The organism is Streptomyces sp. NBC_00203, from assembly GCF_045206325.1.
Classification (GTDB): domain Bacteria; phylum Actinomycetota; class Actinomycetes; order Streptomycetales; family Streptomycetaceae; genus Streptomyces; species Streptomyces lutosisoli.
The window spans coordinates 8,507,248-8,527,845 of the sequence record NZ_CP108126.1; the positions used below are offsets into that span (position 1 = coordinate 8,507,248).

Annotated in this window: 22 protein-coding genes; 15 read left to right on the plus strand and 7 right to left on the minus strand. The window is 70.0% G+C overall.

Annotation, left to right across the window (positions count from 1 at the left end):
* Positions 1 to 92: 92 nt before the first annotated feature.
* Positions 93 to 965, plus strand: coding sequence for a helix-turn-helix transcriptional regulator (locus tag OG975_RS37775; RefSeq protein WP_406333968.1), 873 nt, complete (start codon positions 93 to 95; stop codon positions 963 to 965).
* Between the two features lie 126 nt (positions 966 to 1,091).
* Here OG975_RS37775 and OG975_RS37780 read toward each other — a convergent pair whose 3' ends face one another.
* The 3 genes from OG975_RS37780 to OG975_RS37790 all read right to left on the minus strand — a co-directional run bounded on the left by OG975_RS37780 (position 1,092) and on the right by OG975_RS37790 (position 3,048).
* Positions 1,092 to 1,352: a CorA family divalent cation transporter gene (locus tag OG975_RS37780; RefSeq protein WP_406336649.1), complete on the minus strand. Its 261-nt coding sequence runs from the start codon at positions 1,350 to 1,352 to the stop codon at positions 1,092 to 1,094.
* A gap of 203 nt (positions 1,353 to 1,555) precedes the next feature.
* Positions 1,556 to 2,467 (minus strand): TIGR01777 family oxidoreductase, encoded by a 912-nt coding sequence (locus tag OG975_RS37785; protein WP_406333970.1) that lies wholly within the window; start codon positions 2,465 to 2,467, stop codon positions 1,556 to 1,558.
* Between the two features lie 77 nt (positions 2,468 to 2,544).
* Entirely contained in the window at positions 2,545 to 3,048 is a 504-nt protein-coding gene (locus OG975_RS37790) for a MarR family winged helix-turn-helix transcriptional regulator (RefSeq protein WP_406333971.1), read from the minus strand.
* Positions 3,049 to 3,179: 131 nt separating this feature from the next.
* Here OG975_RS37790 and OG975_RS37795 point away from each other — a divergent pair, with 131 nt between their 5' ends.
* Together OG975_RS37795 and OG975_RS37800 are read left to right on the plus strand one after the other, a co-directional pair.
* Positions 3,180 to 3,620, plus strand: a complete 441-nt coding sequence (locus tag OG975_RS37795) for a DUF6069 family protein (RefSeq protein ID WP_406333972.1) — start codon at positions 3,180 to 3,182, stop codon at positions 3,618 to 3,620.
* A 336-nt stretch (positions 3,621 to 3,956) separates the two neighbouring features.
* Positions 3,957 to 5,237 (plus strand): MFS transporter, encoded by a 1,281-nt coding sequence (locus OG975_RS37800; protein WP_406333973.1) that lies wholly within the window; start codon positions 3,957 to 3,959, stop codon positions 5,235 to 5,237.
* A gap of 57 nt (positions 5,238 to 5,294) precedes the next feature.
* Here OG975_RS37800 and OG975_RS37805 read toward each other — a convergent pair whose 3' ends face one another.
* Entirely contained in the window at positions 5,295 to 6,266 is a 972-nt protein-coding gene (locus OG975_RS37805; RefSeq protein WP_406333974.1) for a LysR family transcriptional regulator, read from the minus strand.
* A 121-nt stretch (positions 6,267 to 6,387) separates the two neighbouring features.
* Here OG975_RS37805 and OG975_RS37810 point away from each other — a divergent pair, with 121 nt between their 5' ends.
* The 9 genes from OG975_RS37810 (at position 6,388) to OG975_RS37850 (ending at position 14,974) form a co-directional block, all read left to right on the plus strand.
* Entirely contained in the window at positions 6,388 to 7,371 is a 984-nt protein-coding gene (locus OG975_RS37810; protein WP_406333976.1) for a fumarylacetoacetate hydrolase family protein, read from the plus strand.
* Positions 7,368 to 8,330 (plus strand): cyclase family protein, encoded by a 963-nt coding sequence (locus OG975_RS37815; protein ID WP_406333977.1) that lies wholly within the window; start codon positions 7,368 to 7,370, stop codon positions 8,328 to 8,330. Before OG975_RS37810 ends, OG975_RS37815 begins: the two co-directional genes overlap by 4 nt.
* Before the next feature lie 149 nt (positions 8,331 to 8,479).
* Complete coding sequence (locus tag OG975_RS37820; protein WP_406333978.1) at positions 8,480 to 9,652, plus strand: FAD-dependent oxidoreductase; 1,173 nt, start codon at positions 8,480 to 8,482, stop codon at positions 9,650 to 9,652.
* Positions 9,649 to 10,656, plus strand: a complete 1,008-nt coding sequence (locus tag OG975_RS37825) for an amidohydrolase family protein (protein WP_406333979.1) — start codon at positions 9,649 to 9,651, stop codon at positions 10,654 to 10,656. The genes OG975_RS37820 and OG975_RS37825 overlap by 4 nt, the downstream gene beginning before the upstream one ends.
* 15 nt (positions 10,657 to 10,671) lie before the next feature.
* Positions 10,672 to 11,610 carry a VOC family protein gene (locus OG975_RS37830; protein ID WP_406333980.1) on the plus strand — a complete coding sequence of 313 codons (939 nt, stop codon included), beginning with the start codon at positions 10,672 to 10,674 and terminating at the stop codon, positions 11,608 to 11,610.
* 126 nt (positions 11,611 to 11,736) lie between these two features.
* Positions 11,737 to 12,708 carry a fumarylacetoacetate hydrolase family protein gene (locus tag OG975_RS37835; RefSeq protein WP_406333982.1) on the plus strand — a complete coding sequence of 324 codons (972 nt, stop codon included), beginning with the start codon at positions 11,737 to 11,739 and terminating at the stop codon, positions 12,706 to 12,708.
* The gene (locus OG975_RS37840; protein WP_406333984.1) at positions 12,705 to 13,484 is read left to right on the plus strand and encodes an SDR family NAD(P)-dependent oxidoreductase; all 780 of its coding nucleotides are present in this window, start codon (positions 12,705 to 12,707) and stop codon (positions 13,482 to 13,484) included. The genes OG975_RS37835 and OG975_RS37840 overlap by 4 nt, the downstream gene beginning before the upstream one ends.
* A 36-nt stretch (positions 13,485 to 13,520) precedes the next feature.
* Positions 13,521 to 14,303 carry a CoA transferase subunit A gene (locus OG975_RS37845; RefSeq protein ID WP_406333986.1) on the plus strand — a complete coding sequence of 261 codons (783 nt, stop codon included), beginning with the start codon at positions 13,521 to 13,523 and terminating at the stop codon, positions 14,301 to 14,303.
* A gap of 20 nt (positions 14,304 to 14,323) precedes the next feature.
* Positions 14,324 to 14,974: a CoA transferase subunit B gene (locus OG975_RS37850; RefSeq protein WP_406336651.1), complete on the plus strand. Its 651-nt coding sequence runs from the start codon at positions 14,324 to 14,326 to the stop codon at positions 14,972 to 14,974.
* A 311-nt stretch (positions 14,975 to 15,285) separates the two neighbouring features.
* Here OG975_RS37850 and OG975_RS37855 read toward each other — a convergent pair whose 3' ends face one another.
* On the minus strand, positions 15,286 to 16,485 hold the full coding sequence (locus tag OG975_RS37855) for a magnesium and cobalt transport protein CorA (RefSeq protein WP_406333987.1): 1,200 nt from the start codon (positions 16,483 to 16,485) through the stop codon (positions 15,286 to 15,288).
* A gap of 146 nt (positions 16,486 to 16,631) precedes the next feature.
* On the opposite strand from OG975_RS37855, the gene OG975_RS37860 reads away from it, so the two are divergent.
* Positions 16,632 to 17,738 carry a winged helix DNA-binding domain-containing protein gene (locus OG975_RS37860; protein ID WP_406333988.1) on the plus strand — a complete coding sequence of 369 codons (1,107 nt, stop codon included), beginning with the start codon at positions 16,632 to 16,634 and terminating at the stop codon, positions 17,736 to 17,738.
* Positions 17,739 to 17,768: 30 nt separating this feature from the next.
* On the opposite strand, the gene OG975_RS37865 is transcribed toward OG975_RS37860, so the two are convergent.
* Positions 17,769 to 18,416, minus strand: a complete 648-nt coding sequence (locus tag OG975_RS37865; protein ID WP_381257508.1) for a LysE family translocator — start codon at positions 18,414 to 18,416, stop codon at positions 17,769 to 17,771.
* Positions 18,417 to 18,481: 65 nt separating this feature from the next.
* Here OG975_RS37865 and OG975_RS37870 point away from each other — a divergent pair, with 65 nt between their 5' ends.
* Together OG975_RS37870 and dmpI are read left to right on the plus strand one after the other, a co-directional pair.
* Positions 18,482 to 19,357, plus strand: a complete 876-nt coding sequence (locus OG975_RS37870; RefSeq protein ID WP_406333989.1) for a LysR substrate-binding domain-containing protein — start codon at positions 18,482 to 18,484, stop codon at positions 19,355 to 19,357.
* Between the two features lie 104 nt (positions 19,358 to 19,461).
* Complete coding sequence (dmpI, locus tag OG975_RS37875) at positions 19,462 to 19,644, plus strand: 4-oxalocrotonate tautomerase DmpI (RefSeq protein WP_330308260.1); 183 nt, start codon at positions 19,462 to 19,464, stop codon at positions 19,642 to 19,644.
* A 115-nt stretch (positions 19,645 to 19,759) separates the two neighbouring features.
* Here the strand turns inward: dmpI and OG975_RS37880 are convergent, their stop codons facing one another.
* Positions 19,760 to 20,551 carry a S1 family peptidase gene (locus tag OG975_RS37880; RefSeq protein ID WP_406333990.1) on the minus strand — a complete coding sequence of 264 codons (792 nt, stop codon included), beginning with the start codon at positions 20,549 to 20,551 and terminating at the stop codon, positions 19,760 to 19,762.
* Positions 20,552 to 20,598: the final 47 nt, after the last annotated feature.

A 20,598-nucleotide genomic window follows, 5' to 3' on the forward strand; every position in this document is an offset into this window, starting at 1 on the left:
CATGAAGGTACTGCGCGTTCAAGATCCGCGACCTAGTGTCATATTGCGCGACCGGCAGGTCCCGTCGGCTGGAAACCATTTAGTCTTGCCGCATGAGCAATGGGACACCTTTGGGTGATTTCCTCAGAGCCCGCCGCGAGGCCCTCAAGCCGCAGGATGTCGGTCTGCCCGAATACGGGCGACGTAGGGTGCCGGGACTGCGCAGAGAAGAAGTCGCGATGCTCGCCGGAGTCAGCTCCGACTACTACATCAGGCTGGAACAGGGGCGCGAGAACAGCCCCTCCCCGCAGGTTGTCGAGGCCGTGGCGCAAGCGCTGAAACTGGATGCGGAAGCCGCCGACCATCTCAACCGCCTCTGCCTCACCGCCTCACAGCGCCCGCGCGACTGGGGCCAGGCGGACATCAGCCAACAGTTGTTGGAGCTGATGAACGGATGGGAGCACACGCCGGCCTTCGTCGTCGGCCCGGCCCTCGACATCATGGCGGCCAACTCCCTTGCCACGGCTCTCCACAGTGGATTCGACCGGTTCGACAACCTCGCCCGCATGGTGTTCGTCGACCCGGCAGGGCGCGAGTTCTACCAGGAGTGGGAGCGAGCCGCGCACTCCTGTGTCGCCGAACTCAGGGCCGCCTACGGCCACGATCCCGAATCGGCCCGCATCGCCGACGTCGTGGCGGAACTGTCCGCCCAGAGCGAGGAATTCGCCGGGATCTGGAAGCTGCACGAGGTCAAGAGCAAGTCCCAGGAAGGCAAGCACCTCAAGCACCCCGAGGTCGGAGACCTGTACATCAAGTTCGCGGCTTTCACGGTCAATGGAGCGCCGCATCAGCAACTGGTGGTCTATCAGGCCGAACCCGCCGGCCCGACGGCAGCCGCCTTCGAGACCCTGAGGGCGACGGCCGCCGAGCCGAAGCAGGCCCAAGCGGCTGTGCCCGTGGCCGGCCTCGCCGTCGAGGAGCAGTAGCGGCGGACGTGGGCATGCGAGTCCGGGTGGGCTGATCCTGCCGCACGCAGGAACAATGCAGACGCTCCGTGGGAGCCTGAGATCGGGGCTGTTCACGCTCGCGGCGGCGCCTCTCGCGCCGACTGCTCAGAGCCAGTCCTTCCGCTTGAAGATGACGTACAAACTGATACATACAACCGCCATCAGGACGATCACAAAGGGATATCCGAACCCCCAGTGCAGCTCCGGCATGCTGTCGAAGTTCATCCCGTAGATCGTCCCGACCAGCGTCGGAGCGAACAAAATCGCCGCCCACGACGAGATCTTCTTGAAGTTGTCCAACAGGCGGCACTGACCTGCGATTATGCGATTGAAGGGGTCTCTGACCTGTGCGGATTCTTCTTTCAGTGTCTTTTAGGCCCGTGTTGGGTTACGTAGCCGATTCTCCCCACGCACTCCCCGGGGCAGCCGACACTCCCCAGATTCTCCCCAGGAGGACCGCCGCGGGTGCGCTGGGTCTTTGCCGAACCTGGCGACCTTAAAGATTCTCCCCCAGCACCTGGAGCTGCGATCCGAGCCGAGATCGCGCGCCTCGCTGTTGAGCGACGCGGTCACCTCGCGCGGAGAACGGAGTGGAGTGCCTCGTCGATCGTGGGGTGACTGAAGGTGAAGCCCGCCTTGCGCAGGGCCGCCGGGACGGCGCGGCAACTGCCCGTGATGCCCGTGGCGAACTCACCGAGCGCCGCTCTGAGGGCGAAGGCAGGGACGGAGGCGATCGTCGGGCGATGAAGGGCGCGGCCCATCGCTCGCGTGATCTCGCGGTTCGTCAGTGGTTCGTGGGCCGCGAAGTTGACGGGACCTGAGAGCTCCTCGTCATCGATCGCGAAGCGCAGTGCCGCGATGTGGTCGGTCAGCGAGATGAACGGCCAGTACTGGTCACCGGAGCCGAGTCGGCCGCCCAGGCCGAAGCGGAAGAGCGGGAAGAGCCTGCCGAAGGCGCCGCCCTTGGCAGAGACCACCAGGCCGGTGCGCGGGTGCACCACCCGGATGCCCGCCTCCCGGGCAGTGTCCGCGGCGGCCTCCCAGTCGACGCAGACGGCAGCCAGGAAGTCGTCCCCGGGCGGCGCGCTCTCCTCGATGGTCCGGTCGCCGGTGTCGCCGTAGTAACCAGTCGCGGACGCGGAGACAAGGACGCGTGGCGGGGTGGCCGATTCGGCGCAGGCCCGCGCGATGGTCCGGGTTCCCAGTGCGCGGCTGCGGCGGATCTCCTCCTTGTACGCCGCGCTCCACCGCTTGTCTCCGACCCCGGCGCCGGCCAGGTGCACGACGGCGTCCACGGCGTCCAGCGCACTGGGCTGGACGCGGCCTTCGACCGGATCCCATTGCGCCGACTCGCTGCCGTCCCCCGCGTGGCGTGCCGACCGATCGCGGACGAGGCGAACGACCTGGTGGCCGTCGGTGAGGAGCGAGTGGGTGAGGGCGGATCCGATGAGTCCGGTGGACCCGGTGATCGCGACGCGCATGGCGTCCTCCCGAACAGGCTTGGACGGGTGGCCTTGTAGCCGCCCGGAATGGGTGTCGGATTTCGAGGCTCTGGGTGTCAGCGGCGGTGCCACGGCAGGGCCGACGGGTAGGCGTCCTCCTCGCCGGCCTGCCTGAGGGAGGCGACCACGGTGGCGGTGATGGTGGCGAGCTGCTCCACCTGTTCGGGGCTGAGGGCGTCGAACACCACGCGGCGGACGGCAGTCACATGGCCGGGGGCGGCCTTGGCCATCAACTCCATGCCGGCGTCGGTGAGTTCGGCCAGCTGTCCCCGTCCGTCGGCCGGATCCTCCCGGCGCCGTACGTATCCGGACTCCTCCAGGCGGATCACTGCGCGGGTGAGGCGGGTGCGGGTGAACTTCAACTGCTCGGCGAGCAAGGACATCCCCAGGGCGCGGTCGGGTGCCACGGACAGGCGGGCCAGGAGGCTGTAGTCCGCGTGCGTCATGGCGGCGTCGCGCCGCAACTGCTGATCGAGGTAGTCGCTCATCAGCGTCGAGCAGTCGAGGAAGTTGATCCAGGCTCGCAGCTCCTCGGGAGTGAGCCACCGGGTGGGTGTCATGGCGGCCACTGTAGTCGAGATGTTTGCCTGATCAAACACTTCGGTAGTAGCGTCCCTGGTGTTTGAAAGATCAAACGTCTGCCGTTCTGGCGCTGCACCTGTCGTTCTTGAGCTCTCTGCAGGAGGTCCCCATGCCCGGTTCCGTCCCCGATGCCGCCCCGTCCGCGCCGCGCTCCCGCGCCCTGACCGTGGTCGCGGGGCTTCTCGCGGCGGCTGTCGTGGCCGTCCTCGGGAACGCGGTGGTCGCGTTGCTCGCCCGCACGGCGGGGGTGTCGGGTGATTTCGATCCGCTGCACCCCTCCGCGTACGGGCCGCTGACCGTGTTCGGCGTCGTCCTCGGCGCCATCGGCTGGGCGGTTGTCCGTCGCGTCGCCAAGAACCCGGCGGAGTTGCTGCGGTGGCTGGTGCCCGTGCTCGTGGTCGTGTCGTTCGTGCCCGACCTGTCCCTGCTCGGTGGCGACACGCCCGGCAGTGGCCCGGTGGCCGTCGTCGCGCTGATGGTGATGCATGTAGTGGTCGCGGCCATAGCCGTCGTCGCCTACCGACGCGTCCTGCCGCTGCCTGTCCCCTGACGCCCCCTGGCGGGTGCGACCGTGTCGGCTGCGGGCGGTATCCCGGGGGCCCGGGCTCGACCGGGTTCCGGGACACCGCCGTGTTCGCGCGCAGGAACGGCCGCGCACGTCTTCCGTTTCTGTGACGGTTGCCCATCCCATCCACAGCGTGGATAACCCGGATACGAGATTCGGATTGCGCAGGGGATGGCAACCGGCGTCTTGGCGCCCCCATAGTCGCAGCTACCCGCACGCCGCTGTCCGGATGTCGCCGGCGTGCGAGCTTCCCCAGCATGCCGTGCGCCGTCGGCGCACGTGAGGCATGCCCGCTCTCTTACGCCGTCCCCTGGAGTCGCCATGCCTGGTTCCGTGCCCCCACCGCCTCCCGCCGCGGTCGATGCCACCACTGCGTCAGCCGTCGCTGTGTCGGGCCCGGCGCATCTGCTGCGGGTGACCCTTCTGATGGCGGGCAGCTGCCTGCCAATCCTGGGGGCGGTGCTGATCGCCCCGGTGCTGCCGAAGTTGCAGGACCACTTCGCTTCTGTCCCGGGGGCCAAGGCGTTGGTGCCCCTCGCACTGACCGTTCCGGCGCTGGCGCTGGCGCTGCTGGCCCCGTTCGCCGGCGTGATCGTGGACCGGCTCGGCCGCAAGCGCCTGCTGATCGTGGCGACCCTCCTGTACGCCGTGTTCGGCACCGCCCCGCTCTGGCTGGACTCGCTGGGCGGCATCATCGTCAGCCGCGCCCTGGTCGGGGTCACCGAGGCCGCCATCATGACCTGCTGCACCACACTGATCGCCGACTACTACAGCGGTCACCGGCGGGTGAAGTACCTCGCCCTGCAGACCATGTGCGCCTCCGCGTCGGCCACTGTCTTCTTCGTGCTCGGCGGCGCCGCCGGATCGGCGGGCTGGCGCCTCCCCTTCTGGGTCTACGCCGTGAGCCTGGCGCTCGCCCCGCTGATGGCCACCGCCCTGCCCAACCCGGCGCCCCGCGTGGCCGCCGACGAGTCCCCGGCCGAGGGTCCGGCCGAGGCGGAGGCCCGTCGTCCGTTTCCCTGGCGGCAGTTGGCGGGCATCTGCGCCCTCACCTTCTTCGGGGCGATGGTCTTCTACACCGTCCCGGTGGAGATGTCGTACCTGCTCGACGACCTCGGAGTGGAGAACTCCGGCGTGATCGGTCTGGCCACCGCGATCGCCAGTGCCGCCACCGTGGGCGGAGCGGTCACCTTCGCCCGGCTGAAGCGCTCCCCGGATCCGATGCTGCCCGCTGTTCTCGCGGTCTGCGCGGTCGGCTTCGGGGTGATGTTCCTTGCGGACACCGCCCCCCTGCTGGTCATCGGGGCGGTCGTCAACTGCGTGGGCACGGGCATGCTGCTGCCCGCCCTTCTCACCAGCGCCATGTCCCGCCTGGCGTTCGAGGACCGCGGCCGTGGCACGGGGCTGTGGATGGCGGCCTTCTTCGGCGGCGAGTTCGTCTGTCCGCTCGTGCTGCTCGCCGGGGAGTCGGCGGTCGGCAGCCTCGCCGGTGCGGTGGGCGTGCTGGGGCTGGCCGCCGCCCTCGTCGCGGCGGGGCTGTGGGCGGCCCGCCGCCGCGTGGCTGCCGTCGACCCCCGGCCGTTGCCGGAGCAGTTGGCCTGAGGGCGCGCTGGCCGACTCACCGAGGGCGCGTCGTTCACGGGCTGCCGCCGGGCCGGATCAGAGCCGGCCCAGCGGCAGCCCGGCGCTCCGTTCGGCGGAGACGGCCTTTCCCGGGCCGTTGCCGTTGCCCGTCAGCGTCGCACCCACCTCCGCGGCCTTCTGCCGCAGCCAGATGTGGGCCGCGTCCTGGGTGTGCACCGGGTGCCACCACATCGCCTCCCGCACCGGTACCGCCTCGAAGGGGCAGGGCAGGACGCGCACCGCGGCGGAGCGGACCGCTCTACGCGCCAGACGTTCCTGGATCATCGCGACCCGGCGAGTGCCCTCGACCATATGGGGCAGCAGCTGGAAGGTCTGCACGGAGACCTCCACCCGGGGACTGATGCCGATCATGCTGAGCTGGCGGGCAACTGGGGCGTCGTAGGGGCGCTGGTAGACGGCCCAGGGCAGGCGGGCCAGCTGGTCGAGGGTGAGCTCGTCGCCGATCTCGGGGTGGTCGTCGGCGATCAGGCACAGCCATCGGTCCTGGAAGAGGTCAACGGCGGGGAAGCCGTCGATGACGCCGTGCGGCATGAGCAGTCCGTCGACGGTGCTCAGCAGGGCGGCGGTGTTCTCCTCGACGGAGGGTGTCGGGTGCCGGAAGGTGAGCCGGATGCCGGGGGCCTCCTCGTGCAGGGTGCGGGCGAGTGCGGCACCGAAAACGGCCGCCCCGTAGTCGGAGGCGAGCAGGGTGAACTCTCGGGTCTCTGCGGCCGGGTCGAAGTCGGCCTGGCTGGAGAAGACGCGCTCCAGTAGGTCGCACGCGGTGGCGCTGCGATCCCGCAGGGCGACACCGAGCGGTGTCAGCTCGTAGCTGTTGCCGGTACGGGCGAGCAATTCGTCGTCGAAATGGCGGCGCAGCCGGGACAGCGCCGCGCTCATCGCGGGCTGGCTCAGCCCGACGCGCTCGCCGGCCCGGGTGACGTTGCGTTCCTCCAGCAGCGCGCGCAGGGCGAGGACCAAATTGAGGTCGAGTCGGGACAGGTTCACCAGGCACCACCTTTGCAAGCAAGAGCCATCCACGTCATGGATTCGGCACATCTACAGGATTGATTTCCATGATTCGCCGACCGGGGCCAGAGTAGACCGCAACCCAGCAGGAGGAAATCTGATGGCAACGCTCGCGCAACCTGCCGGCCCGTTCGCGCTCGGCACGTTCTCCGCTCAGGGCGGGGAGCCGTTCCCCGGCCTCTTGGCCAAGGACCGGGTACTCGACCTGAGCAGAGCCCTGGACTGGGCACCTTCCGGCGTGCGTTCTGTGGTGGAGCGGTGGGAGGAGACCCTCCCCCTTCTGTACGCCCTGGCGAACGACGACGCCCTCGACTGGCGGCCGCTGGCGGGCCTACGGGTGCACGCCCCACTGGAGCCCCGCCAGATCTTCCAGTCCGGCGCCAACTACCGGCAGCACGTGATCGACCTGGAGGTCGCCCACCGCTCCGCCGACGACCCCCGCACCGTCGAGGAGGCACGCGCCGAGATCGCCGCGATCATGGACCGGCGGGCCGCCGAGGACCTGCCCTACGTGTTCATCGGCGTGCCCAGCGCGATCACGGGCCCGTACGACGACGTCACGCTGCCCGCATGGGCCGAAAAGCCGGACTGGGAGTTGGAGTTGGCGGCCGTCATCGCCAAGCCGGCCCACCGGGTGTCCGTCGAGGAGGCCCTGGAGTACGTCGCCGGGTACACGATCGCCAACGACCTCACCGACCGCGCCACCGTTTTCCGCCGGGACATGAAGGCCATCGGCACCGACTGGCTGCGCTGCAAGAACGCCCCCGGCTTCACCCCGCTCGGCCCGTGGCTCGTCCCGGCCGAGTCGATCGTGGACCCCGGTGACCTGCGGGTCACGCTGAAGCTGAACGGCGAGTCGATGCAGGACGAGTCCACCAAGGACATGCTCTTCGGCGTGGCACGGCTGGTGTCGTACGCCTCACAGAGCGCTCAACTCCTCTCGGGAGACCTGGTGTTGACCGGGAGCCCGGCCGGCAACGGCATCCACTGGGGACGGCTGCTGCGCGACGGCGACGTCATGGAGGGTTCCATCACCGGTCTGGGTGTGCAGCGCACCCGTTGTGTGGCGGAGGCGTCGGCATGAGCCTGGACCGCCACGACCCGGAGGGCGCGATCGCCGAGGCCGCCAAGGCGTACTCCAACTGGGGGCGCTGGGGAGAGGACGACGTGCTCGGCACCCTCAACTTCCTCGACGAGGCCAAGCGGCGCGAGGGCGCGGCGCTGGTGCGACGGGGCGTCAGTTTCTCGCTCTCGCAGTCCTTCGACATGAACGGCCCGCAGAAGGGCTGGCGCCGGCGCACCAACCCGGTGCACACCATGCTCGACACGGGCACCGACGCCGCCCTCGGCAACCAGGGCTTCCCGCACGGCATCGGCGGCGCCGACGACGTGATCGCGATGCCGTTGCAGTGCTCCACCCAGTGGGACGGGCTCGGCCACATCTTCGACCACGGCAAGGCGTGGAACGGACGGGACTCCGAGAAGGTCGTCACCTCCGACGGCGACCTCGTCACCGGCATCGAGCACATGGCGCCGTACGTCGCCGGACGGGGCGTGCTGCTCGACGTGGGCCTGGTCGTCGGTACGGACGGCGAACTGCCCGACGGATTCGCCATCACCGAGGAGCACCTCAAGCAGACCGCCGACGTACACGGCGTGACCGTCGGCCGCGGCGACATCGTCCTCGTCCGCACCGGACGGCTCGCGCGCGCCCGGCGGGACGGCTGGGGCGACTATGCCGGCGGGCCCGCGCCCGGGCTGTCATTCACCACCGCCGGGTGGCTGCACGGCAGCGAGATCGCCGCGATCGCCACCGACACCTGGGGCTTCGAGGTGCGGCCGAACGAGTTCGAGAACGCCTTCCAGCCGCTGCACCAGGTCGTCATCCCCAACATGGGCCTGCTGATCGGCGAGATGTGGGACCTCGACGCGCTCGCCGCGGACTGCGCCGACGACGGCGTGTACGAGTTCTGGCTCACCGCCGCGCCGCTGCCCGTCACAGGAGCCGTCGGCTCCCCGGTCAACCCCATCGCCGTCAAGTAGCCCGCTCAGCCGCCGGACGCGCCCTTCCCCGGACAGCAGCGGCGCATCCGGCCCGCACCCCGTCCCCACCCCTGGCCCGCGCTCCCAGCGGGCGAGCCGCACCCCCGCCGCCCAAAGCCGCGCGGCCCAACCCGGGAGGTCTCCCCGACATGGCTGACAGCCCCACCCTCCCCCACTCTCGACTTCGCTCGAGCGGGGGGTCCCCCATCGTCCTCGTCATCGGCGGAGGCACCTCCGGAAACGCCCTGACCGTCCTGTTGCGCCGGGCCGGGATCACCGTCGACCTGGTCGAGGCCAGCCCCGACTGGAAGGCCGCCGCCGGCTCCGGCATCACCCTTCAGGGCAACGCCCTGCGCGTGCTGCGCGAGGCCGGCGTCCTCGACGGCATCGAGAAAGACGGATACGCCGCCGAAGGCGTCGCCATCCTCGCCCCCGACGGCACCGTGCTGCACGCCCACGAGGAACTCCGCACCGGCGGCGACGACCTGCCCGCCCACATCGGCATGCAGCGGCCCAGGCTCCAGAAGCTCCTCATCGACCAGGTACGCGCCTCGGGCGCCGACATCCGCCTCGGCACCACGGCCACCGCCTTCCAGCAGGACGGCGAGGGCGTCGACGTGACCTTCTCGGACGGCACGAGCCGCCGCTACGACCTGGTGGCCGGCGCCGACGGGCTGCACTCCGCCACCCGCGAGATGATCGGCATCACCGACAAGCCCGAACCCACCGGCATGGGCATCTGGCGCGCCCCCGCGCCCCGCCCGGCCGGTGTCCGCCGCACCGAGATGATCTACGGCAGCCGCTGTTTCATCGCCGGGTACTGTCCGACCGGCGAGGACACGGTCTACGCCTATCTCGTCGAACGGCTCCGCGACCGGTCCTCGCTGGACCCGGACACGTACGCCGACGAGATGCGGGCACTCAGCGAGGGCTACGGCGGCGCGTGGGAGGAGATCCGCACCGCGTTCACCGACCCGAAGGCCGTCAACTACACCCGCTTCGACCGGCACCTGGTGGAGGGCCCCTGGCACCGCGGCCGGGTCGTACTCGTCGGCGACGCCGCTCACGCCTGCCCGCCCACCCTCGCCCAGGGCGCCGCGATGTCCCTGGAGGACGTCCAGGTCCTCGCCGAACTGCTGACCAGCCGGACCGAGTGGGACAACCAGCTCCTCACCGACTACCACGCCCGACGGATGCCCCGCGTACGCATGGTCGTCGACGCCTCCGTCCAGCTCGGCCAGTGGCTGCTCGATGGGGTGCGCGACGCGGACGTACCCGGGCTGATGGGCCGCACCATGACCGCGCTGAAGGAACTCCCATGACCGAGCCCGTGTCGATCCCGACGATCGACGTCCACGCCCACCTCCTGCTGCCGGAGGTCGAGGAGGCCGTCGCCGGCCACCCCGGCCTCGCCGAGGCCCGCACCCTCGACGCCCGCCGCAACGGCCCGGCGGCCCTGACCGTGAACGGTCCGATGGTCGGCGCACGCGTGCCGAAGCTGACGGATGCCGCGGTGCGCTTGGCGGCCATGGACGCCGCCGGCGTGGACATACAGGTGGTGAGCCCCTCGCCGTCCCACTACCACTACTGGGCCAAGCCCCAACTAGCCGAGAAGGTCTGCCGGTTGGCCAACGAGGGCACCGCCGCACACTGTGCGAAGGCCCCCGACCGGCTGCCCGGCCTCGGCCTGGTCCCGCTCCAGCATCCCGGCCTCGCGGTCGACTTGCTCGACCACGCCCTGGATCAGGGGCTGAGGGGAGTGGAGATCTCCTCGCACGCTCCCGGCCACGAGTTGTCGGATCCCGCGTACGAACCCCTCTGGTCCCGTGCGGAGGAGACGGGCGCCCTCCTCTTCGTGCACCCGTTCGGCTGCACGCTCGACGAGCGCCTGGACCAGTGGTACCTGTCCAACACCGTCGGCCAGCCCACCGAGAACGCGGTCGCCCTCTCCCACCTGATCTTCTCGGGCGTCCTGGACCGCCATCCGGGCCTGAAGCTGATCGCGGCGCACGGCGGCGGCTACCTGCCCACCCACATCGGCCGCTCCGACCACGCTTGGCGGGTCCGCCCCGACGCCCAGGGATGCTCACGGAAGCCGAGCAGTTATCTGAGGCAGCTGTACTTCGACTCCCTCGTCCACGACCCCCACGTACTGCGGGAGCTGCTGCGAGCCGCAGGCCCGGAACAGGTCCTGCTCGGCTCCGACTTCCCCTTCGACATGGGCACGGACGACCCGCTCGGCGCACTGCGCGCCGCGCACCTGCCCGACCACGACTTCCACTCCGTCCGCGGCGGAAACGCCGCCGCCCTGCTCAACCTCGTCTAAGGAGGAACCCCCCCCATGAGCAACCGCCTGCTCACCCACCTCCGTCACGTCGACCTCGCCGTGCCCGACTACGACAAGCAACTCGACTTCTACGCCGGCGTCTGGGGCCTGACCAAGGTCACCGAGGACTCCGGCATCTCCTTCCTGGCCGCCGAGGGCAGCCCCGAGCAGTACGTCGTGCGGCTGCGCAAGGCCGACGAGAAGCGTCTCGACCTGGTCTCCTACGGGGCCGCTTCAGTGACCGACGTCGACACCCTCGCCGAGCAACTCCTCGCCGGTGGCGTGCAGTTGATCTCCCAGCCGGGCAAGGTGGACACCCCTGGCGGTGGCTACGGTTTCCGCTTCTTCGACGTCGACGGCCGCAGCATCGAGGTCTTGGCCGACGTCGAGGTCCGGCAGCACCGCAAGATCGAGGAGAAGGAGTCGATCCCGGTCAAGCTGTCGCACGTCGTCCTCAACTCGCCGGACCTCGACAGGACACGCGAGTGGTACGAGCGCCACCTCGGCTTCCGTCACTCCGACACGCTCAGCTCGCCGCACGTCGGTGACGTCATGCACTTCATGCGGATCAGCAACCAGCATCACTCCATGGCCATCGCGAAGGGCCCGCACACCTCGCTACACCACGTCTCGTTCGAGATGCGCGGCCTGGACGAGTACATGCGCGGCTCCGGCCGCGTGATGCGGGCCGGCTTCCAGAAGGTCTGGGGTCCGGGCCGGCACATGGCGGGCGACAACACCTTCACGTACTTCCTCGACCCGCACGGCAACACCGTCGAGTACACCACCGAGCTGGAACTGCTGGACGAGGACACCTGGCACCCGCACGTCTACGACTTCTCCCAGCCCGAGGTCACCGACCAGTGGGGCACCGCCAACCCCATGAACGAACTGGTCGCCAAGGAGTCCTTCAACGACCCCGACCACGGCTGCTTCGTCGCCCCGCCGGTCTGACCGGCCGACCTTCCGACCGGCAACGTTCCCAGACACCCGGGGGCGCGGCGCTCCCCTGTCATGCCCTGACTGCCCGCCGCGCCCCCAGGCCTTCGCGCCCGCCTTCCCTCCGACAGGACCCCTCCCATGCGTTTCGCCACGTACGAGTACCGCAACCGACGCCAAGTGGCCGTCGTCGAAGAGGACGGCACGCTCTACCCCCTGACCGGCGTCAGCTCACTGACCGGCCTGCTCGCCGAGGGAGGCGGCCTGCCCGAACTGCTCGACGCGGGCTCCGCGATGCTCGACGTCCCGGCCGGTCCCCATGTCTCCGAAGTACGACTGCTGCCGCCGCTCCAGCCGCCCACCGTGCGGGACTTCGTCACCTTCGAGGAACACGTCGAGGGCGTACGACGGTCCGTGGAGGGGGCCGCCGGTGTGCCCGAGCGGTGGTACGCGGCCCCGACGTTCTACTTCGCCAACCCGTACGCGGTGTACGGCCCGCACGACGACATCCCCGTGCCCCCGGGGTCGAGCGTGCTCGACTTCGAGCTCGAAGTCGCCGCCGTGATCGGGCAGGAGGGCCACAACCTCACCCCCGAGCAGGCCCGCGACCACATCGTCGGCTACACCGTCTTCAACGACTGGTCCGCCCGCGACCTGCAGTCCGCCGAGATGAAGGTCGGCCTCGGCCCCTGCAAGGGCAAGGACACCGCGACCACGCTGGGCCCGTACCTGGTCACTGCCGATGAGCTGGAGAAGTACCGCGACGCGGACGGCTTCCTGCGCCTGGCACTGACCGCCGAGATCAATGGTGAGGTGGTCGGCAAGGACCTGCTGTCCAACATGAGCTGGACCTTCGAGGAGATGGTCGCATACGCCTCGCGCGGGACCTGGGTGCGTCCTGGCGACGTCCTCGGCTCCGGCACCTGCGGCAACGGCGGCTGCCTGGCGGAACTGTGGGGTGTACGAGGCCGACAGGACCCGCCACCGTTGAAGCCCGGCGACACGGTCACACTCACCGTGGAAGGCATCGGCACCGTGACCAATACCGTGGTGACCGGCCCCGATCACGTACCGGTCCCGGGCGCCCGGCGCCGCCCCAGGGAGCGGCCGTGACCACCGACCTCCGTCCCTGGAGGCACCTCCCGGCCGAAGGCTGGGGGAGGCTTCTCGGCAAGGTCGTCGTGGTCACGGGCGCGGCCGGCGGACAGGGCGCCGCGGAGGCCGAGGCACTGACCCGCGAGGGCGCCCGGGTGATCGCCACCGACGTGACGGAGGCACCCGGCTGCCGCCGCCTCGACGTCACCAGCGAGAAGGACTGGGCGGGGCTCGCCGCCGAGCTGCGCGAGGCGTATGGACAGGTGCACGGCCTGGTCAACAATGCGGGCGTCACCTGGCGGGCCCGGATCGACGACGTGCGCCCCGAGGACATGGCCCGGGTCCACGCGGTCAATGTCACCGGTCCGCTCCTGGGCATCCAGCATCTGGCCTCGCTGATGCCGCCCGGCTCGTCGATCGTGAACGTCGGCTCGTCCGCCGCGCTCACCGGCCACTACCCGGTCGCGTACACGGCCAGCAAGTGGGCGCTGCGCGGCCTGTCGAGGACTGCCGCCATGGAACTGGGGCCCCGTGGTATCCGTGTGAACATCATCCACCCCGGCTTCATCGAGACGGAGATGACCGCCTCCGCAGCGCCCGCGTTCCGCGAGGCGAACGTCCGCGAGACACCGCTCGGCCGCACCGGCACCGTCGATGAGATCACCCCGCTCGTCACCTTCCTCCTCTCCGACGACGCGTCCTTTGTCACCGGAGCCGAGATCCCGGTCGACGGCGGTCTCACCGCGCACGGCGGCGCCAAGCCAATATCGGACGCCCTGCGCCCCGGCGCCTGAACCAGAAACAACGCACGACAGAAAGGTCCTCCCTCCATGGACAAGGTCCGCGCGAGTGCCGCGGAGGCGGTCGCCGACATCCCCGACGGCGCGTCGCTGGCTGTCGGCGGCTTCGGCCTCAGCGGCATCCCCGACGTGCTCATCCAGGCCCTCCACGCCCAGGGCGCCACCGGCCTGGAGGTCGTGTCGAACAACTGCGGTGTGGACGGGCGCGGACTGGGAGTCCTGCTGGCCGACGGCCGGATCGCCCGTGTCACGGGCAGTTACGTGGGCGAGAACAAGGAGTTCGCCCGTCAGTACCTGTCGGGCGAACTGGAGGTGGAGCTGGTGCCGCAGGGCACGCTGGCCGAACGGCTGCGCGCCGGTGGAGCGGGCATCCCCGCCTTCTACACCCCGGCGGGGGTGGGCACCCAGGTCGCCCGCGGCGGACTGCCCTGGCGCTACGCGGCCGACGGCACGGTCGCCGTGGCCTCCCTGCCCAAGGAGACCCGCGACTTCACCGACCGCACGTACGTCCTCGAACACGGCATCACCACCGACTTCGCCCTCGTACGGGCCTGGCGCGGCGACCGCCACGGGAACCTGGTCTTCCGTAAGTCCGCCGCCAACTTCAACCCGCTGGCCGCGATGGCGGGCAGCATCACCGTCGCCGAGGTGGAGGAACTCGTCGAGCCGGGTGCGCTGAGCCCGGACGAGGTCGACCTGCCGGGCATCTTCGTCCAGCGAATCGTGGTCCTCACTCCGGCCCAGGCCGCTGACAAGCAGATCGAGCACCTTTCACTTTCCGCGTCTTCGACACGAGGGGCTGTACGCGCATGAGCACCACCATCGGAACGCAGCTGGGCTGGACCCGCGACCAGATGGCCGCCCGCGCCGCAGCCGAACTCACCGACGGCTCCTACGCCAACCTCGGCATCGGCCTGCCCACGTTGATCCCCGGCCATCTGCCTCCCGGCGTGCAAGTCGTGCTCCACTCCGAGAACGGCATCCTCGGCACGGGGCCCTACCCGACCGAAGCCGAGGTGGACCCTGACCTGATCAACGCCGGCAAGGAGACCGTCACCGTCCTCCCCGGGGCCTCCTGCTTCGACTCGGCCTTGTCCTTCGGCATGATCCGCGGCGGCCACATCGACACGGCCGTACTCGGCGCCATGCAGGTGTCGGAGAACGGCGACCTGGCCAACTGGATGATCCCCGGCAAGATGGTCAAGGGCATGGGCGGAGCGATGGACCTCGTCCACGGCGCCCGCCGGGTCATCGTGCTGATGGAACATACCGCCAAGGACGGCTCCCCGAAGATCGTCAAGGAGTGCACGCTCCCGCTCACCGGCGAACGCTGCGTCCACCGCGTCATCACCGACCTCGGAGTCCTCGACGTCACCGAGGCCGGCCTCACCCTTGTCGAAACGGCACCCGGCGTCACCGTCGAGGACATCGCGTCCCGGACCGCGGCGGCCCTGCATCTGGACCACGCCTCCGCTGCCTGCTGAACTCCGATGAGCGGAATTGTCACTCTCCGTCATGCCTTCTGGTGCGGGATGGGATTGCTCGGAGCAGGGACGGGCGACTGACTTGCCACGTGATGGGCGTCGGCGCCTCGGTGCGGAACTGAGTCTCCCCAGATTCTCCCCAGCGTTGTTGGGTGCCCAAAAGCCCTGGTCAGGGGCTGATTGGGAGCAGGGCGAGGAGATCACCCGCATCACTTCTCTCCCCCAGGGGCTCCCCAGAGCCTGTCGCGGCTCCACTTTCGGGAGGTGCGAGAGTAAACAGCGCGAGCCGTTCGAGGAGTGAACATCCGACCCTAGAGCCAGTCCCGCCGCTTGAAAATCACGTACAAACTTACGCAAACCACCCCCATCAAGCCGATCGCGAAGGGGTACCCGAACCTCCAACTCAACTCAGGCATGTGATCGAAGTTCATGCCGTAGATGGTCCCGACGAGCGTGGGTGCGAAGAGAATCGCCGCCCAAGAAGAGATCTTCTTGATCTCCTCGTTCTGCTCGAACCCCGCCTCCGCCAACGCCCGCATCTCGGCGTTCTGCTGCTGGGTCACCAGCGTCGCGTTGACGGTGAGGATGTCGGTCAGGGCCTGGCGGAAGCCGTCGACGCGTTCGCTGGTGTGGGTGACGTGGTCGGCGACGTCGCGGAGGTAGCGCTGGAGTTCCTCGTCGGTGCCGTACTTGGCGAAGCCGGCCATCAGGGCGTGCAGCATGCCGACGAGGGGGCGGGTGGCGCGCTGGAACTCGACCATTTCGCGGGAGAGTTCGTAGATGCGACGGGAGACCGCGGGGTCGCCGCGGAAGACCTCGGTCTCGATCTCGTCGATGTCGATCTGGACGCCGGAGACCACGGGGAGGTAACCGTCGACCACGGAGTCGAGGATCGCGTAGAGGACGGCCTCCGGGCCGAGTTTCAGCAGCTCCGGGGTGTCCTCCATGCGGCGGCGCACCGCCGAGAGGTCCGGCGCCGCACCGTGCCGGACCGTGATCACGAAGTCCGGGCCCACGAACACGTGCAGCTCGCCGAAGTCGACCTCCTCCAGTGCGTCCAGGTAGCGCGCGGCGCGCAGGACCACGAAGAGTGTGTCGCCGTAGCGCTCCAGCTTCGGGCGCTGATGCGCCTCCATCGCGTCCTCGACGGCGAGCGGATGCAGGTCGAACTCGGCGGCCAGAGAGAGGAGTTCGGCCTCCGTCGGGCGGGCGAGGCCGATCCACGCCACGCCGTCCGGCTCGTCGCGCAGCTCGCGGAAGGTGTCGGCGAGGGTCGTGGGGGTCGAGACGCGTACGCCGTCGCGGTACAGGGCCGCCTGTACGACGCTGCCGGCGTCGTCGGGGTCCGGTGCCGGCGGGTCGGGGCGGGGCGACGGGGGCTGCGCGGGCGGCGCGGCCGGCGGGGTCAGGGCGCGTCGCCAGACGGACTTCCTGGCGTCCTTCCCGTTGCTCGTGTTCTTCGAGTCGCCCCTCGTGTCCTTCGAGGCTGAGCGGGCGCGTCGCTCGGACATCGCGGCTGCCTCCAGTGTCGAACGTGCGTCTGCGTGATCACGGAGCAGGATATACGGGGCAAACGGGCAGGGCGTGCCCTGGCGCCTCGGGATCCGGTGAGAGTTGCGGACAGAAGGTGTCCGCAAGCGGCGTTAGCGTGCGGAGCATGACGAAGACGACCACGACGGCCCCGGTACTCGGCACCCGCGCCCTCAACCGCGCGACCCTCGACCGTCAGCTTCTGCTGCGCCGCTCCCCGCTGTCCGCGAAGGCCGCAGTCGAACACCTCCTCGGCCTCCAGGCGCAGAACGTCAAGCCGCCGTACTACGCCCTCGCCGCCCGCCTCGACGGCTTCACCCCCGAGGCGCTGTCGCGGCTCATGGCCGACCGGGAGGCCGTACGCATCGTCACCATGCGCTCCACCATCCACACCCACACCGCCGCCGACGCCCTCACCCTGCGCCCGCTCGTGCAGGCCGCACGCGACCGGGAGCTGGGCAATTTCCGCAAGGGGCTCACCGGCGTCGACCTGGACCGGCTCGCCGCGATCAGCCGCGAGCTGGTGGAGGCCGAGCCGCGCACCATGAAGCAGCTGCGCGAGGCGCTGCTCGCCGAATGGCCGGACGCCGACCCGTTCGCCCTCTCGGTCGCCGCCCGCTGCCGGCTGCCGCTCGTCCAGGTCACCCCGCGCGGTCTGTGGGGCCGCAGTGGCCAGGTCGCGCTCACCACCGCCGAGCACTGGCTCGGCCGCCCCGCCGAGCCCGCGCCCACGCCGGACGCGACCGTCCTGCGCTACCTCGCCGCCTTCGGGCCCGCCTCCGTCAAGGACATGCAGACCTGGGCGGGCCTGACCCGGCTGCGCGAGGCCTTCGAACGGCTCAGGCCCCAGCTGGTCACATTCCGCGACGAGAACGGCGTCGAGATCTTCGACCTTCCCGACGCGCCCCGCCCGGACGCGGACACCCCTGCCCCGCCGCGCTTCCTCCCCGAGTTCGACAACCTGCTGCTGTCCCACGCCGACCGCTCCCGCGTTGTACCCGCCGGCCTCAAGGGACGCAGCTGGCAGGGCAACCAGGCGTACTGCACCCTGCTCGTCGACGGATTCCTGGCCGGCGTGTGGAAACTGGACGACGGGGCGCTCGTCATCGAGCCCTTCGGCACGCTCACGAAGGCGCAACGGGACGAGGTCACCGAGGAAGGGGAGCGGATGCTCAAGGTGATGGGGCAGGGAGAGGCGTACGACATCCGGTTCGGGACCGTCGTACGGCCCTGATGGTCCGGAGCGCCGTACGCTCCTGGCCTCTCAGTCCGCGCGCCCCGTCACCGCCACCGTCAGCCCCAGCCCGATCATCGTGAAGCCGCCCGCGCCGCCGATCAGGGACAGGCGGCGGTCGGAGCGGGCGAACCAGGTGCGGGCCGCCGACGCGGTGAGGCCCCACAGGGTGTCCGTGACCAGGCCGATGGAGATCGGGACCAGACCCAGCAGCAGCATCTGCGTCGTGACCTGGCCCGCGGAGTGGTCCACGAACTGGGGGAGTACCGCGGCGAAGAAGACGATGCCCTTGGGGTTGGTGACGCCGACGAGGGCGCCGTCCAGGACCGTGCGGAGATCGCCGCGCGCCTCGGCCGCGGGTGCCGCCTTGATCGCCGACGCCTTCAGTTCCTTGCGGTGCCGGAACGCCTGCACGCCCAGGAGGACGAGATACGCGGCGCCGGCCAGCTTCACCGCCAGATAGACCGTCATCGAGCGCTCGACCAGCGAACCGATCCCGAAGGCGACCGCCACGACCAGCAGGTACGAGCCGAAGACGTTGCCGAGCGCCGTCGCCACCGCGGTGCGCCGGCCGTGGGCGAGCGCCCGCCCGATGACGAACAGCACGCTGGGCCCGGGAATCACGATCACCAGCAGCGACATCGCGGCGAAGGCCAGGAAACGGTCTGTGGACACCATGTCCATCACCTCCCACGAGGGCCCATTCAAACAGGCGGCCCTCAGGGCGCTCTAGAGTCCACGGCATGGAACTTCGGCAGCTCAGCTATTTCGTGACGGTCGCCGAGGAGCTGCACTTCGGCCGGGCGGCGGAGCGTTTGCACATCGTGCAGTCGGCCGTCAGCCAGCAGATCCAGCGGCTGGAGCGGGAGTTGGGCGCCGAGCTCTTCGACCGTTCGCCCCGGCATGTACGGCTCACCGGTGCGGGGGAGCGGCTGCTGCCCGAGGCGCGCGCCGTGCTGGCGGCGGCCGAGCGGGCGCGGGCGTCCGTCGCACCTGCCGCCGGGCTGCGGCTCGGCACCAGCACCGGCCTCGGCGAACATCTGGACCGGGTGCTCGCGGCCTTCGCCGAGCGGGAGCCTGACGTTCCGGTCGAACTGGTCTCGCTCCCGGCCCAGGAGCGGCTCGCCCGGGTCGCGGACGGGCGGCTGGACGCGGCGTTCGTCCGGGGCGTGTCACCGCACGAGCAGGTGCCGGGCGTACGGGTGCTGCCGCTGTGGCCCGATCCCCTGGTGGCCGCCCTGCCCGCCGCGCACCCGCTGGCCGCGCGGGACGAGGTCGCCCTCGACGAGCTGGCCGGGCTGCCGCTGAGCATCACCGAGCGCCGGGTGAATCCCGCGCTGGTCGACCTGGTGGTCGGGGCCTGTCACGACGCGGGGTTCCAGCCGCTGCCCGGGCCGGCGAGCGGCTCCCTTCAGGACACCCTCGCCACCATCGGCACCCGGCCGCTGTGGACGGTCGTGTACGCCTCCCACGCCCGCGTCCTGCACGCGCCCCGGATCGCCTTCGTACCCTTCCGGGCGCCGGGCCTCGCGCTCACCACCGGGCTCGCCGTGCACGGCTCGAATCCGCCGCCGTACCTCGACAACCTGCGTGCGGCCTGCGGCGATCACAAAAGCTGATCGCTGCGGTCGCGGGCTGCCTCTTGGTCGGTGACGCCCCGCGCGATGGACTGTTCCCGTACCCGGAAAGCGGCAAGGGCCGCCTCGGACAAGGGAGTTCAGCCATGCCCATCGTCACCATTCAGCAGGGTCCGCGCGACGTCGAGCTCAAGCGGGACCTCGTCAAGCGCGTCACCGACGCCTTCGTCGACGCGTACAGGATTCCGGCCGAGACCGTGCACGTCTGGATCCACGAGGTGCCGGCGGACAGTTGGGGTGTCGCGGGGAAGCTGACCGCCGACAAGTAAAGGGGATAGAGGGACGGGAAAGAGTGCGGTGGATAGGGGGCGCTGCGGGCCGCTCGTGGTGGCTCGCAACGCCCCCTGGTATTCACCTGAGGGGTTCTCAGGAGTTCATCGGTGACTACGAGTTGACCTGTGTGGTCACCAGGCTGGAGAAGGTCGTCAGGCGGGTGTAGACACCCGGGTAGCCGGCCTCCGCGCAGCCCTCGCCCCAGGAGGTGATGCCTGCCAGGACGCCGCCGATGAGAAGCGGGCCGCCGCTGTCGCCCTGGCAGGTGTCGACGCCGCCGGAGGTGTATCCGGCGCAGACCATGTCGGAGGCCACGAAGTCGGAGCCGTACGAACTGGCGCAGCTGGAGTTGGACACGATCGGGACGGTCGCGGTCCGCAGCTGGTTGGAGGAGCTGCCGTTCTCGGAGGTGGTGCCCCAGCCGACGATACGGGCGGTGGTGCCGGTCGCGTACACGCTGGTGTCCGTGGAGGCGACGTACTTCGCCGTGGTGTACGACATCGACGTCGACAGGGTCAGTACGGCCACGTCGTCACCGTTGGTGGCGTCCGTGTAGTCGGGGTTGATCCAGATCTTGCTGACCTTGCTGACGGTGCCGTTCGTGCCGTTCAGGTACGTTCTGCCGCCGACGACGCGGATGCTGCTGGTGGTCTCGCCGACCATACAGTGGGCGGCCGTGACCACCTTGTTGGCGGCGACCAGGGTGCCACCGCAGAACTGGTTCTGGGAGGCGTCCGTGATCTGCATCATGAACGGGTACGCGGTCGTCGTGGTCGTCGTGCCACCGACGATCGGCTGGGGCGCGGCTACGGCGGAGGGGGCGCCGAGCAGTGCGGTCGCGGCGGCGGCAGCGGTCGCCGCACAGACGGCGGCGGTCTTCTTGGCGCGGTTGAGCCCGAACATGGGTCTCCTTGGAGTTTGCCGGTGGGGGGACGCGCGGGTGTGGGGGG

Coding starts and splice junctions, on each gene's coding strand:
- OG975_RS37775 (WP_406333968.1), top strand. CDS start 93: ATGAGCAATGGGACACCTTTGGGTGATTTCCTCAGAGCCCGCCGCGAG.
- OG975_RS37785 (WP_406333970.1), bottom strand. CDS start 2,467: ATGCGCGTCGCGATCACCGGGTCCACCGGACTCATCGGATCCGCCCTC.
- OG975_RS37790 (WP_406333971.1), bottom strand. CDS start 3,048: ATGACACCCACCCGGTGGCTCACTCCCGAGGAGCTGCGAGCCTGGATC.
- OG975_RS37795 (WP_406333972.1), top strand. CDS start 3,180: ATGCCCGGTTCCGTCCCCGATGCCGCCCCGTCCGCGCCGCGCTCCCGC.
- OG975_RS37800 (WP_406333973.1), top strand. CDS start 3,957: ATGCCTGGTTCCGTGCCCCCACCGCCTCCCGCCGCGGTCGATGCCACC.
- OG975_RS37810 (WP_406333976.1), top strand. CDS start 6,388: ATGGCAACGCTCGCGCAACCTGCCGGCCCGTTCGCGCTCGGCACGTTC.
- OG975_RS37815 (WP_406333977.1), top strand. CDS start 7,368: ATGAGCCTGGACCGCCACGACCCGGAGGGCGCGATCGCCGAGGCCGCC.
- OG975_RS37820 (WP_406333978.1), top strand. CDS start 8,480: ATGGCTGACAGCCCCACCCTCCCCCACTCTCGACTTCGCTCGAGCGGG.
- OG975_RS37825 (WP_406333979.1), top strand. CDS start 9,649: ATGACCGAGCCCGTGTCGATCCCGACGATCGACGTCCACGCCCACCTC.
- OG975_RS37830 (WP_406333980.1), top strand. CDS start 10,672: ATGAGCAACCGCCTGCTCACCCACCTCCGTCACGTCGACCTCGCCGTG.
- OG975_RS37835 (WP_406333982.1), top strand. CDS start 11,737: ATGCGTTTCGCCACGTACGAGTACCGCAACCGACGCCAAGTGGCCGTC.
- OG975_RS37845 (WP_406333986.1), top strand. CDS start 13,521: ATGGACAAGGTCCGCGCGAGTGCCGCGGAGGCGGTCGCCGACATCCCC.
- OG975_RS37855 (WP_406333987.1), bottom strand. CDS start 16,485: ATGTCCGAGCGACGCGCCCGCTCAGCCTCGAAGGACACGAGGGGCGAC.
- OG975_RS37860 (WP_406333988.1), top strand. CDS start 16,632: ATGACGAAGACGACCACGACGGCCCCGGTACTCGGCACCCGCGCCCTC.
- OG975_RS37865 (WP_381257508.1), bottom strand. CDS start 18,416: ATGGTGTCCACAGACCGTTTCCTGGCCTTCGCCGCGATGTCGCTGCTG.
- OG975_RS37870 (WP_406333989.1), top strand. CDS start 18,482: ATGGAACTTCGGCAGCTCAGCTATTTCGTGACGGTCGCCGAGGAGCTG.
- dmpI (WP_330308260.1), top strand. CDS start 19,462: ATGCCCATCGTCACCATTCAGCAGGGTCCGCGCGACGTCGAGCTCAAG.
- OG975_RS37880 (WP_406333990.1), bottom strand. CDS start 20,551: ATGTTCGGGCTCAACCGCGCCAAGAAGACCGCCGCCGTCTGTGCGGCG.